Source organism: Noviherbaspirillum aridicola (assembly GCF_019656455.1).
Taxonomy (GTDB): domain Bacteria; phylum Pseudomonadota; class Gammaproteobacteria; order Burkholderiales; family Burkholderiaceae_D; genus Noviherbaspirillum; species Noviherbaspirillum aridicola.
Genome location: NZ_BPMK01000013.1, coordinates 51,624 through 63,973, shown reverse-complemented (window position 1 = coordinate 63,973; position 12,350 = coordinate 51,624). Strand labels below are relative to the sequence as shown.

The following is a 12,350-nucleotide window of genomic DNA, read 5'->3' as shown; positions in this document are numbered from 1 at the left end:
CCCGGCGCGAACGCCGGGATGCGATGCAGGCAAACGCGGAAGGATCAGGCCTCGAGATGGCGCCTGAACCATTCGACGCAGCGCTTCCAGCCCTCTTCCGCGTCGGCGGCGACGTAGCTCGGACGGTAGTCGGCATGGAAGGCATGGCCGGCATTGGGGAAGACGATGAACTCGGACTTGCTCGATCCCTTTGCGAGTTCGGCCTTCATCTTTTCCACCGAATCGAGCGGAATCCCGGCGTCCTTGCCGGCATACAGGCCGAGCACCGGGGTCTTCAGGCTGGCGGCGATATCGACCGGGTGGCGCGGCGTGAGCTCGGTCTTGTCGCCGACCAGGCGCCCGTACCAGGCGACGCCGGCCCTGACCGCCGGGTTATGGGCCGAATACAGCCAGGTGATGCGGCCGCCCCAGCAGAAGCCGGTGATGCCGAGCTTGCTGGTGTCGCCGCCGTTGGCCTTGGCCCAGGCGACGCAGGCATCGAGGTCGCCCATCACCTGCGCATCCGGCGTCCTGGCGATGATCTCCTTCATCAGCTCGGGGATGCTGGTGTACTTGGTCGGGTCGCCCTGGCGCTCGAACAGGTCCGGCGCCAGCGCGAGGTAGCCGAGTTTGGCGAAGCGGCGCGCGACGTCGGCGATATGCTCGTGCACGCCGAAGATTTCGGAGATCACCAGCACCACCGGCACGTTCTTCTTGCCCTCCGGCCGGGCGTAGTACAGCGGCACCTGCTGGCCGCCGACATTGATGCTGGTCTCGCCCGCGGACAGGCCGGTCGTATCGGTCCTGATCACGTTCTGCGCGGCCACCGGCAGCACCGCGGCGGCGAAACCGGTGCCGAGCGCGGTCTTGATGAAGCCGCGTCGATCGACGCCGTCGGCCAGCGCCGACCTGCCCACGAGACTATCGAAATCTTCCTTTGCTATCAGCATGCATTCCTCCCCAAGAGTGGTTCAATACACAACAGCGGATTCGTAACATAGCAGAGTTTGCAAAAGCGCGAGCGGGCCCGCGCGCGGGCCCTGAATGCACCGCGAAAGCACCGTGAAAGCGCCATCGAGGCGTCTTCAGTGCGCTTCCTCCCAGTTGCGGCCGACGCCCACTTCGGCGATCAGCGGCACCCTGAGCTGGCCCACGCCGCGCATCAATCCCGGCAGCGTCTCGCGCACCCTGTCGAGCTCCGCCTCGGGCACTTCGAACACCAGTTCGTCATGCACCTGCATGACCATGCGCGTGGCCATCTGCTCGCGCTCCAGCCAGTCCTGCACGGCGATCATCGACAGCTTGATCAGGTCGGCCGCCGTACCCTGCATCGGCGCGTTGATGGCGGCGCGCTCGGCGCCCTGCCGGCGCGGGCCGTTGGGCGAATTGATCTCGGGCAGCCACAGGCGGCGGCCGAACACCGTTTCCACGTAGCCGTGCGCCTTGGCCTGGGTGCGGGTGTCGGCCATGTACTGCGCCACGCCCGGATAGCGCTGGAAGTATTTGTCGATGTACATCTGCGCGGCGGAACGCTCGATGCCGAGATTGCTCGCCAGGCCGAAAGCGCTCATGCCGTAGATGAGACCGAAGTTGATCACCTTCGCATAGCGCCGCTGTTCGTTGTCGACGTCCGCCGGCGCCACGCCGAAGATTTCGGCGGCGGTCGCCCGGTGCACATCCTCGCCCTCGGCGAAGGCGCGCAGCAGGTTTTCATCGCCCGAGATGTGGGCCATGATGCGCAGTTCGATCTGCGAATAGTCGGCCGACACGATCACGCTTCCCGGCGGCGCGATGAAGGCTTCGCGGATGCGCCGGCCCTCGGCGGTGCGCACCGGGATGTTCTGCAGGTTGGGATCGTTGGAGGCGAGGCGGCCGGTCACCGCCACCGCCTGCGCGTAATTGGTGTGCACCCGGCCGGTGTCCGGGTTGACCATCCTCGGCAGCTTGTCGGTATAGGTGGACTTGAGCTTGGACAGGCCCCGGTAGTCGAGCAGCAGCTTCGGCAGCGGATAGTCCTCCGCCAGCTTCTGCAGCACTTCCTCGTCGGTGGACGGGGTGCCGCTCGGGGTTTTCTTCACGACCGGCAGCTTCAGCCGGTCGAAGAAGATCTCGCCGATCTGCTTGGGCGAGTTCAGATTGAATGGCTGCCCGGCCAGCTCATAGGCCTGCTTCTCGATCTCCAGCATGCGGGTGCCGAGTTCATGCGACTGCGTCGCCAGCAGCGCGGTATCGACCAGCACGCCGTTGCGCTCGATCTTCTGCAGCACCACGGCCGTCGGCACTTCGATCTTTTCATAGACGAAGGTCAGGCCGGGGTTGCCCGCCACCTGCGGCCACATCGCCTGGTGCAGCTGCAGCGTAACGTCCGCATCTTCCGCCGCGTATTCCGTCGCGCGATCCAGCGCCACCTCGTCGAAACAGATCTGCGAGGCGCCCTTGCCGCACACTTCTTCGTAGCTGACCGTCCTGCGGTTCAGATGGCGCAGCGCCAGGCTGTCCATGTCGTGGCTGCGATGGGACTCGAACACATAGGACTGCAGCAGCGTGTCGTGCACGATGCCGCGCAGGTTGACGCCGTGGTTGGCGAACACATGGCTGTCGTACTTCAGGTTTTGGCCGAGCTTGGGCTTGTCCGGATTCTCCAGCCAGCCGCGCAGCTTTTCCAGCACGTGCTCGCGCGACAGCTGCTGCGGGGCGTCCGGATAGCGGTGGGCGACGGGGATATAGGCCGCGCGCCCGGGCGTGCAGCTGAGCGAGATGCCGACCAGCTGCGCGCGCATGGGCTCGAGCGACGTGGTTTCGGTGTCGAGCGCGGTCAGCGGCGCGGCGTCGATCTCGCGCAGCCAGCGGTCGAGCTGTTCGTCGGTCAGCACGGTCTCGTATTCGGTGGCGACGGGCGCGGCCGGTGCCTGCGCCGCCGGCGCGTCGAACAGCCCGCCCTGCGATTCGGTCTTCGGCGCCGGCGCGGCCACGGCGGCATCGCCGGCAAGCTCGCGCAGCCAGGTCTTGAAACCGTAGCGCTTGAAGAAGTCGACCATCGCCTCCTTGTCCATCGGCCTGGCCACCAGCGACTCGGGTATCGACACCATGTGCGCCACCAGGTCGCAGTCCTGGCGGATGGTGATCAGCTTGCGGCCGGTGGGCAGCCAGTCGAGCGCCTTGCGCAGGTTTTCGCCGACCGCGCCGCCGATCTCGCCTGCCTTTTCGATGATGTTGTCGAGCGAACCGTACTGGGTCAGCCACTTGACCGCGGTCTTGGGTCCGACCTTGGCCACGCCGGGCACGTTGTCGACGGTGTCGCCGATCAGGGTCAGGTAGTCGATGATGCGCTCCGGCGGCACGCCGAACTTCTCGATCACGCCGGCGCGGTCGAGCTTTTCGTTGGACATGGTGTTGATCAGCGTGACGTGGTCGTTGACCAGCTGCGCCATGTCCTTGTCGCCGGTGGAGACCACGGCTTCCATGCCGTGCTCGACCGCCTGCCGCGCGAGCGTGCCGATCACGTCGTCGGCCTCGACGCCGTCGACCATCAGGATCGGCCAGCCGAGCGCGCGCACCGCCTCGTGGATGGGCTCGACCTGGCGCGCCAGGTCTTCCGGCATGGGCGGCCGGTGCGCCTTGTATTCGGGGTAGATGTCGTCGCGGAAGGTCTTGCCTTTTGCATCGAATACGCACGCAAGGTATGCTGCCGGATAGTCATTGCGCAGCCTGCGCAGCATGTTGATCATGCCGTAGATGGCCCCGGTCGGCGCACCTTCCGCGTTGCGCAGGTCGGGCATCGCATGGAAGGCGCGATAGAGGTAGCTGGAGCCGTCCACTAACAACAGGGTTTTGTTCATATGGTGTCAAAAGGAAAAAACGTACCGCGGCTGCGGCAGGTGGCAGACCTGGAACGCGCGACCGCGAAAAAGGCGCGCGAGTCGTGGCATATGCTCACGATTATGGCAGAGTTTATCGAGTCGACCGAACGCCTGTCCGAGCTGCGCCCGGCGGTATCCATCTTCGGCTCCGCCCGCATCAAGCCGGACCATCCCTACTATCAGACCTGCCTCGACATCGCCCGCCGTCTGTCCGACGAAGGACTGGCGGTCATCTCCGGCGGCGGCCCGGGCATCATGGAAGCGGCCAACAAGGGCGCGTTCGAAGGCAAGTCGGCCTCGGTGGGCCTCAACATCGAACTGCCGCATGAACAGGTCAGCAACGCCTGGCAGAACATCTCGGTGAGCTTCCGCCACTTCTTCGCGCGCAAGGTTGCCTTCGTCAAATACGCGGATGCCTACGTGGTCCTGCCCGGCGGATTCGGCACGCTGGATGAATTCTTCGAAGCGCTGACGCTGATCCAGACGCGCAAGACGCGCCGCATTCCGATCATCCTGGTGGGCACGTCCTTCTGGCGCGGCCTGCTGGACTGGATGCGCGAGCGCCTCGTCGCGGAAGGCATGATCGCGCCCGAGGACATGAACCTGGTGCAGCTGATCGATGAGCCGGCCAATGTGGTGGAAGCGATCTTCGCGTTCTATGAAGCCAACGCGGAGTTGCTCAGCGCCGACAGCAACAAGCAAACCGGCGCGTATTTGTAGTGCGGGCGGCGGCCGGAGGGTTTGCGGCGTGTGCGGTTTGCTAAAATGAGCGCCATGGCGCGCGACATCGCGAAAGGCGCGCCGGCGGACTCACAACAGAAGAACATCATCATGCGCTCCCTCACCCTCCCTACGCTCGCGGCGGCATGCATTGCCGCTTATGCAATTTCCCTGCCGGTTGCGGCCCAACAGCGAGGAGGTAACGACGCACCGCCGCCGCCCCAACTGGAGAAGCTGGAAGAAGGCGAAGAGCCGGCGGTCACGATCCGCAAGCCGGAACAGGAGCGCACCACCACCACCGAGAAGCGCGCGCCCGGCGGCAAGGTCACCGAAGTCAAGGTCAGCACCGGCGGCAGCACCTACTACCTGCGGCCGAACGACCAGGCCGGCAGCGCCCTGCCGGGCGACGCCCAGAGCAACGGCGCGCGCGCGCCGCAGTGGGAGGTCAAGACCTTCGACCTGACGCCGCAGCGCGACCCGCAGGAAGAAGCCGCGGCGCGCGAAGCGGCCGAGGTGCCTCCGCCGCCCGCGCCGCAAAAGAAATAAGCCCATACCCATCCGGATTCCTCGCACATGGCAGTATTCACCCCGGTCAGCCTGGATGACCTGACAGACTGGATCGAACAGTTCGACCTTGGCCGCGTCCTCGCGCTCAGGGGCATTTCGTCCGGCATCGAAAACAGCAACTTCTTCCTCACCACCGAGGCGGGCGAATATGTGCTGACGATCTTCGAAGTGCTCGGTTTCGAGCAGCTGCCGTTCTATCTGCACCTGATGCGGCATCTCGCCGACCGCGGCGTGCTGGTGCCGGCGCCGGTGCCCAACCGCGACGGCGAGATCCTGCATGCGCTGCATGGCAAGCCGGCCGCCATCGTCAGCAAGCTCGACGGCAGCTCGCAGCTGTCGCCCGGGCCGGCGCACTGCGCGGCGGTCGGCGCCATGCTGGCCAGGATGCACATGGCCGGCCAGGACTTCGGCATCCGCCAGCCCAACCTGCGCGGACTCGACTGGTGGCACGCGACCGCGCCGCGGGTACTGCCCTTCCTGTCCGAGGCCAACGCGCACCTGCTGTCGACCGAGATCCATCACCAGGAAGCCTTCGCCGCCAGCGCGGTCTACCGCGAGCTGCCGCAGGGCCCGATCCACGCCGACCTGTTCCGCAACAACGTGATGTTCGACGGCGAGCGGCTGACCGGCTTCTTCGACTTTTATTTCGCCGGCTGCGACACCTGGATCTTCGACGTGGCCGTCACGGTCAACGACTGGTGCATCGACCTCGACAGCGGCGTGCTCGACGAAGCCCGCGTGCGCGCCCTGCTCGACGCCTATCACGCGGTGCGCCCCTTCAGCGAGGCCGAGCGCACTGCGTGGCAGACCATGCTGCGCGCCGGCGCGCTGCGTTTCTGGCTGTCGCGGCTGTATGACTACCACCTGCCGCGCGAAGCCGAAATGCTCACGCCGCACGATCCCGCGCATTTCGAACGCGTGCTGCGCGAGCGCATCGCCCGGCCGGCGCCGCCGCTGTTCTGACCATGGAAAAGATCGAGGCAAGGGCCGGATGGCTCTGGGTCAAGCAGGGCTTTGCGCTGTTCCGCAAGCAGCCGGCGGAGATGTCCACGGTATTCCTGGCCTACATGTTCCTGATGCTTGCGATCGGCATCCTGCCGCTGCTCGGCCAGATCCTGCCCATCCTGCTGATCCCGGTGTTCTCGATGAGCTTCATGCAGGCCTGCGCGCTGATCGAACAGGGAAAGAAAGTCTATCCGACGGTGCTGCTGACCGGCTTCCGCACGCCGGCCTTCCGCCGGCTGCTGCTGCTCGGCGCACTGTATATCGCCGGCGCGGTGGCGGCGGTCGGCGCCTCCGCGCTGGTCGACGACGGGGTGTTCTGGCAGGTGATGAGCGGCAGCCGGCAGGTGGACGAGGAAACCGTGCGCAACTCCAACATGTCCGGCGCGATGATGCTGGCCGCGCTCGCCTGGACGCCTTTCGCGATGGCCTTCTGGCATGCCGCGCCGCTGATCGTGTGGCACCGGATGGGCGTCGGCAAGGCGGTCTTCTACAGCTTTTTCGCGGTCAAGCGCGCCGGCCGCGCCTTTGTCGTCTACGGCCTGGCCTGGGTGCTGGTGGGCGTGATCCTGCCTGCGGTAGTCACCAGCATCATCGCGCTGCTGCTGGCGCGGCCGCTGGTGGTGATGCTGGTGCTGCTGCCGCTGTCGCTGATCCTGACCGTGGTGATGTACTGCTCCTTCTATCCCACCTATACCCAGATGTTCGGCCGCCCCTACGGCGACGGTCAGCCGGAACAAATTGGCGGTGCCGGGCGGTGATGTCCTATACTTGACGCAAATCAACTTTAGACGGTCTGGCAGAACGCGGGACGGCACGGGGCGGAGGAGTCATGATCAAAAAAATCGGCATTGCGCAGCTCAGGGTCGGCATGTATGTGCACGACTTCAACTGCGACTGGATGGAGCATCCATTCATGCGCAACCGCCTGCTGATCAGTTCGGACGATGAAATTCGCAAGGTGATCGACGCCGGCATCCGCGAGCTTTACATCGACACCGACAGGGGCCTCGACGCCAACGCGCCCACCGCGGAAGAAGTCAGGACCGATATCGAGCGCGAGCTGCACCGCATCGCGACCCAGCAGCCGGCGGCGCCGGTGCGCGTGTCCGTCGCGGAAGAGATCGAGCGCGCGGCGCAGGTCAAGAACCAGGCCCACCAGCTGGTGCGCAACGTGATGGCCGACGCGCGGCTCGGCAAGGCGGTCGAGCTGGACCAGGTGGAGCCGGTGGTGGAATCGATCACTGCGTCCATCCTGCGCAATCCGGGCGCGCTCACCGGCCTGCTGCGGATCAAGAACAAGGACGACTACACCTTCCTGCATTCGGTCAGCGTCTGCACGCTGCTGGTCGCGTTCTGCCGCTCGCTCGGCATGAGCGCCGAGGACACGCGACAGGCGGGACTCGGCGGCCTGCTGCACGACACCGGCAAGGCGCTGGTGCCGGACCACATCCTGAACAAGCCGGGCCGGCTCACCGATGAAGAATTCGACATCATCCGCCGCCACCCGCGCGACGGCTACGAGATCCTGCTGAAGACACCCGGCGTCGGTCCGGTGCCGCTGGACATCACGCTGCACCATCATGAGCGCATGGACGGCAGCGGCTATCCCGACAAGCTGCCGGGCGAGGCCATCAGCACCTTCGCGCAAATGGCCGCCATCGTCGATGTCTACGACGCGATCACCGCCGACCGCTGCTATCACAAGGGCATGCCGGCGGCGGAAGCGCTGCGCAAGATGCATGAATGGAGCAAGTTCCATTTCCACCCGCAGCAGGTGCAGGCCTTCATCCGCTGCGTCGGCATCTATCCGGCGGGGACGCTGGTGCTGCTGGAATCGGGACGGCTGGCGGTCGTCATCGAGCCGCATGAAACGAATCTGCTGGCGCCGAAGGTCAGAGCCTTCTTCAGCACGAAATCCAATACCTATATCAAGCCGCTCGACCTGGATTTGTCGAAGCCTCTCGGGATGGGAGGCGGCGACCGCATCCTCAGTCACGAGTCGCCCGAGAAGTGGCGGGTGGAGCCGATGAAATTTTTCGGGCTGGCGGCGTAGCGCTTGCGCTGCGCCGGCGATACCGGCCGGCGGGGTCGTGCAACCTCCATCGCGCCGTGCATCGTGCGCATCAACCACTCTCCGGACGCACGCCCTTTGGGCCGGCAGGGACGCCGGCCCTACCGACTCAGCTTGAGTGGGGCCGGCCTCCGTGCCGGCACAGCGGCGTTCGCACAACCCGCGCCGCGCCACGCATCCCGCGCATCAACCACTCTCCGGGCGCACATGGTTTGGGCCGGCAGGGACGCCGGCCCTACTGACTCAGCTTGAGTGGGGCCGGCCTCCGTGCCGGCACAGCGGCGCTCGCACAACCCGCGCCGCGCATCCTGCGCATTAACGACTCTCCGGACGCACGCCCTTTGGGCCGGCAGGGACGCCGGCCCTGCCTCGTTCGCGCGCCACCGCTGCTCACCCGACCCGCTCCAGCTTCGCCACATTCAGGTCGAGCAGCTTCATCCCGTGCTTGCCGAAGTTGATCTGCGCACGGCAATTCGCGCCGCTGCCCTCGATGTTGACGATCACGCCTTCGCCGAAGCGCTGATGGGACACGCTCTCGCCGATCCGCCAGCCGAGATCCTTGCGGGCGAAGCTCTGGGCGATGGTATTGGCGCCCGACTCCGGCGCGTCATCCCAGGCCGACTTGCGCGGCGATCCGAACCAGTTGTGCTGCTGCACCTTGGGCGACAGCCACTTCAGCGACTCTTCCGGCAACTCGTCGAAGAAGCGCGACTTCATGTTGTAGCGCGTCTGGCCGTGCAGCATGCGGGTCTGCGAAAAGCTCAGGTAGAGCCGCTTGCGGGCGCGGGTGATCGCCACATACATCAGGCGGCGCTCTTCCTCCAGGCCGCCCTCTTCCTTGGCGCTGTTCTCATGCGGGAACAGCCCTTCCTCGAGTCCGGTGATGAACACCGCTTCGAACTCCAGGCCTTTCGCCGAGTGCACCGTCATCAGCTGCAGCGCATCCTGTCCGGCCTGCGCCTGGTTGTCGCCGGCTTCGAGCGAGGCATGCGAGAGGAAGGCCGACAGCGGCGACATCACCGCCGGCAGCGGGGCGTCGGCGTCGAGCACCTCGGTGCCGTCTTCGCTGACGAGCAGGGGCGCGCCGGCCACCGCCTGGGTCTTCGGGCCGAGGAATGCCGGGGTGTCGATGCCGAAGCCTTCCTCCGACACGAACAGCATTGCCGCGCTCACCAGCTGCTCCAGGTTCTCGATGCGGTCGGCGCCTTCCTTCTCGGTCTGGTAATGCGGAATCAGGCCGCTCATTTCGAGCATGACCTTCACCATCTCCTGCAGCGGCAGGTTCTGGGTTTCAAAGCGCATCGCCTCGACCAGCTTGACGAAGGCGCCGAGCGAGGTGCCGGCCTTGCCCGCGACATGCGGAACGGCGGCATACAGCGATAGCCCGTGCTGGCGGGCCGCATCCTGCAGCTGCTCGAGCGAACGCGCGCCGATGCCGCGGGCGGGGAAGTTCACCACGCGCAGGAAGGCCGAGTCGTTGTGCGGATTGTCCATCAGCTGCAGATACGCGATCGCATGCTTGATCTCGGCGCGCTCGAAGAAGCGCTGGCCGCCGTAGACGCGGTAGGGAATGCCGGCGGTGAACAGCGCATGCTCGATCACGCGCGACTGCGCGTTGGACCGATAGAGAATCGCGATCTCGCTGCGCGACCAGCCCTCGCTGATCAGGCTCTTGGATTCCTCGATGATCCACTGCGCTTCCTGCAGGTCGCTGGTGGCTTCGTACACGCGCACCTGCTCGCCGTGGCCGGCGTCGGTGCGCAGGTTCTTGCCGAGGCGGTTGCGGTTGTTGGCGATGAGCGTGTTGGCGCTGTCGAGGATGTGGCCGTGCGAGCGGTAGTTCTGTTCCAGCTTGATCAGGTTCTGCACCCGGAACTCGCGCTCGAAGGCGCTCATGTTGCCGACGTTGGCGCCGCGGAACGCATAGATGCTCTGGTCGTCGTCGCCCACCGCGAACACCGCGTTGTGATCGCCGGCGAGCAGCTTGAGCCACTTGTACTGCAGGTTGTTGGTGTCCTGGAACTCGTCCACCAGGATGTGGCGGAAGCGGCCCTGGTAATGCTCGCGCAGCGGCTGGTTGCGCGACAGGAGTTCATAGCAGCGCAGCAGCAGCTCGGCGAAATCGACCACGCCCTCGCGCTGGCACTGATCGTCATAAGCCTGGTACAGCTCGACGAAGCGGCGGTTGAAGTCGTCGTAGGCTTCCACCTCATGCGCGCGCAGGCCCTCTTCCTTGGCGTTGTTGATGAAGTACATCAGGTTGCGCGGCGGGTACTTCTCGTCGTCGACGTTGAGCGACTTGAGCAGGCGCTTGATCGCGGAGAGCTGGTCGGCCGAGTCGAGAATCTGGAAGGTCTGCGGCAGGCCGGCGTCGCGGTAATGCGCGCGCAGCAGCCGGTTGCACAGGCCGTGGAAAGTGCCGATCCACATGCCGCGGGTATTGATCGGCAACATCGCCGACAGGCGTGCGAGCATTTCCTTGGCCGCCTTGTTGGTGAAGGTGACGGCGAGGATGCCGGCGGGCGAAACCTGCTGCGTCTGGATCAGCCAGGCGATGCGGGTGGTGAGCACCCGCGTCTTGCCCGAGCCCGCGCCGGCGAGGATCAGGGCGTTCTGGGCGGGAAGCGTGACGGCGGCAAGCTGCTCGGGATTGAGGTTGTGGAGGAGATTCTGCATCGGCAGATTATAGCCGCGCGGGAGTGTCCGCTGCGCCGGTATCTGCCGCTTGCGCCGCTGCAATCCGCGATTCAGGCCTGCCAGGGCAAGGCGATGCTCGCGCCGTCGGGCCAGCGCGCGTCGACGAAGGCGGTGCTGAAGACGGCGAGCAGTTCGACCGCTTCGTCGCCGCTGTTGACGATCTGGTGCGGCACGTCGGGCGGAATGACGAGCGTGCTGCCGGGGCCGAATGCATGCTTTTCGCCATCGATCTCCAGCGTGCCGCGGCCCGCGCTGCAAAGCACCACTTCCTCGCAGTCGTGCCGGTGCGGCGGGGTGGCGGCGCCGGCCGCCAGCGACTGGCGCCAGATCGCGATGCGTTGCAGGCCGTGCGGCACGGCGGCCAGCGTGGCGTGACGGATGCCGGGCAGGCCGGCGGGCTCGGGTTGCGGGGTCGGGAATACATACATGATGGTCTCCTGTCTCTGTTGTCGTGCGCCGGGTGACGCCTCGGCATGCAGTATCGACAAGCCGCCAGGCATTTTGAATAGCCGCCAATGTCGTAACATTGAGGAAAAAACTTCCTCAATCATCATGAGCGGTTTCATCCAGTATCTTGCCTTCGCCCATGTCGCCCGCCACCGCAGCTTCGCGCAGGCGGGCCGCGAACTCGCTCTCGCCGCCTCCACGGTGGCAAAGCGCATCGGCCGTCTCGAACGGCAGCTCGGCGTGCGGCTGTTTCACCGCACCACCCGGCAGGTGACGCTGACCTCCGACGGAGAAGTGCTCTATGCCCGCTGCGAAAAACTTCTGGCGGACATCGACGAGCTGGAGAACCTCGCCGGCGGCGCGGCCGGGGAGGCGCGCGGAGAATTGCGGATCAATGTGCCGATCACCTATGGCAAGCGGGTGGTGATACCGGTGCTGGCGGATTTGCTGCAGCGGCATCCCGGCCTGACGGCGGATGTCCGCCTGTCGGACCAGTTGTGCGATCCGATCCGCGACGGCCTGGACGCGGCGATCCGCATCATGCCGCTTGCGGATTCGCGCCTGGCGAGCCGGCGCATCGGCTGGCAGCATCTGGCCCTGTGCGGCAGCCCGGACTATCTGGCGCGACACGGCACGCCGCGCCATCCCTCGCAGCTGTCGCGGCATTCATTCGTCGTATTCCGCCGTCCGACCTCGGGGCGTGAGCGGCCGCTGCAATTCGCGATCGCCGGACGCCAGGAAGATTTGCATCCACCCTATCGGATGCTGGTCGACGACGGCGAGGGCATGGTGGCCGCCGCCTGTCACGGCAGCGGGCTGATCCAGGTGCCGAGCTACATGGTCAGCCGCGAACTCGCCGCCGGCACGCTGGTGGAGTTGCTGCCGTCCTTTCGCCCGCCGCCGCTGCCGATCAATCTCATCTGGCCGGGCAACCGGCTGATGCCGGCGCGGCTGCGGGTCTTGATCGACGCCCTCGCGGCATTGCCGGAGACGGCCTGACAGCC

The 12,350-nt window shown here is 66.0% G+C and carries 10 protein-coding genes; 6 read left to right on the top strand and 4 right to left on the bottom strand.

The window, feature by feature from the left end:
- Positions 1-44 precede the first annotated feature (44 nt).
- Together NCCP691_RS14955 and polA are read right to left on the bottom strand one after the other, a co-directional pair.
- Entirely contained in the window at positions 45-929 is an 885-nt protein-coding gene (locus NCCP691_RS14955; RefSeq protein WP_220809354.1) for a dienelactone hydrolase family protein, read from the bottom strand.
- Positions 930-1,064: 135 nt separating this feature from the next.
- Positions 1,065-3,818, bottom strand: coding sequence for a DNA polymerase I (polA, locus tag NCCP691_RS14950; protein WP_220809353.1), 2,754 nt, complete (start codon positions 3,816-3,818; stop codon positions 1,065-1,067).
- Between polA and NCCP691_RS14945 the strand changes: the two genes are divergently transcribed.
- The 5 genes from NCCP691_RS14945 to NCCP691_RS14925 all read left to right on the top strand — a co-directional run bounded on the left by NCCP691_RS14945 (position 3,819) and on the right by NCCP691_RS14925 (position 8,184).
- Positions 3,819-4,559 (top strand): LOG family protein, encoded by a 741-nt coding sequence (locus NCCP691_RS14945; RefSeq protein ID WP_220809352.1) that lies wholly within the window; start codon positions 3,819-3,821, stop codon positions 4,557-4,559. It abuts the gene before it with no gap.
- Between the two features lie 111 nt (positions 4,560-4,670).
- The gene (locus NCCP691_RS14940; RefSeq protein ID WP_220809351.1) at positions 4,671-5,105 is read left to right on the top strand and encodes a DUF2782 domain-containing protein; all 435 of its coding nucleotides are present in this window, start codon (positions 4,671-4,673) and stop codon (positions 5,103-5,105) included.
- Positions 5,106-5,132: 27 nt separating this feature from the next.
- A complete protein-coding gene (locus tag NCCP691_RS14935) occupies positions 5,133-6,089 on the top strand; it encodes a homoserine kinase (RefSeq protein WP_220809350.1) in 957 nt (318 codons plus the stop codon).
- Positions 6,090-6,091: 2 nt separating this feature from the next.
- Positions 6,092-6,889, top strand: coding sequence for a BPSS1780 family membrane protein (locus tag NCCP691_RS14930; RefSeq protein WP_220809349.1), 798 nt, complete (start codon positions 6,092-6,094; stop codon positions 6,887-6,889).
- 71 nt (positions 6,890-6,960) lie between these two features.
- The gene (locus NCCP691_RS14925) at positions 6,961-8,184 is read left to right on the top strand and encodes an HD-GYP domain-containing protein (RefSeq protein ID WP_220809348.1); all 1,224 of its coding nucleotides are present in this window, start codon (positions 6,961-6,963) and stop codon (positions 8,182-8,184) included.
- A gap of 408 nt (positions 8,185-8,592) precedes the next feature.
- Here NCCP691_RS14925 and NCCP691_RS14920 read toward each other — a convergent pair whose 3' ends face one another.
- Positions 8,593-10,878, bottom strand: a complete 2,286-nt coding sequence (locus tag NCCP691_RS14920) for a UvrD-helicase domain-containing protein (protein WP_220809347.1) — start codon at positions 10,876-10,878, stop codon at positions 8,593-8,595.
- A 71-nt stretch (positions 10,879-10,949) separates the two neighbouring features.
- A complete protein-coding gene (locus tag NCCP691_RS14915) occupies positions 10,950-11,327 on the bottom strand; it encodes a cupin domain-containing protein (RefSeq protein WP_220809346.1) in 378 nt (125 codons plus the stop codon).
- A gap of 124 nt (positions 11,328-11,451) precedes the next feature.
- Between NCCP691_RS14915 and NCCP691_RS14910 the strand changes: the two genes are divergently transcribed.
- The gene (locus tag NCCP691_RS14910; protein WP_220809345.1) at positions 11,452-12,345 is read left to right on the top strand and encodes a LysR family transcriptional regulator; all 894 of its coding nucleotides are present in this window, start codon (positions 11,452-11,454) and stop codon (positions 12,343-12,345) included.
- The last annotated feature ends 5 nt before the right edge of the window (positions 12,346-12,350 follow it).

Coding starts and splice junctions, on each gene's coding strand:
- NCCP691_RS14955 (WP_220809354.1), bottom strand. CDS start 929: ATGCTGATAGCAAAGGAAGATTTCGATAGTCTCGTGGGCAGGTCGGCG.
- polA (WP_220809353.1), bottom strand. CDS start 3,818: ATGAACAAAACCCTGTTGTTAGTGGACGGCTCCAGCTACCTCTATCGC.
- NCCP691_RS14945 (WP_220809352.1), top strand. CDS start 3,819: ATGGTGTCAAAAGGAAAAAACGTACCGCGGCTGCGGCAGGTGGCAGAC.
- NCCP691_RS14940 (WP_220809351.1), top strand. CDS start 4,671: ATGCGCTCCCTCACCCTCCCTACGCTCGCGGCGGCATGCATTGCCGCT.
- NCCP691_RS14935 (WP_220809350.1), top strand. CDS start 5,133: ATGGCAGTATTCACCCCGGTCAGCCTGGATGACCTGACAGACTGGATC.
- NCCP691_RS14930 (WP_220809349.1), top strand. CDS start 6,092: ATGGAAAAGATCGAGGCAAGGGCCGGATGGCTCTGGGTCAAGCAGGGC.
- NCCP691_RS14925 (WP_220809348.1), top strand. CDS start 6,961: ATGATCAAAAAAATCGGCATTGCGCAGCTCAGGGTCGGCATGTATGTG.
- NCCP691_RS14920 (WP_220809347.1), bottom strand. CDS start 10,878: ATGCAGAATCTCCTCCACAACCTCAATCCCGAGCAGCTTGCCGCCGTC.
- NCCP691_RS14915 (WP_220809346.1), bottom strand. CDS start 11,327: ATGTATGTATTCCCGACCCCGCAACCCGAGCCCGCCGGCCTGCCCGGC.
- NCCP691_RS14910 (WP_220809345.1), top strand. CDS start 11,452: ATGAGCGGTTTCATCCAGTATCTTGCCTTCGCCCATGTCGCCCGCCAC.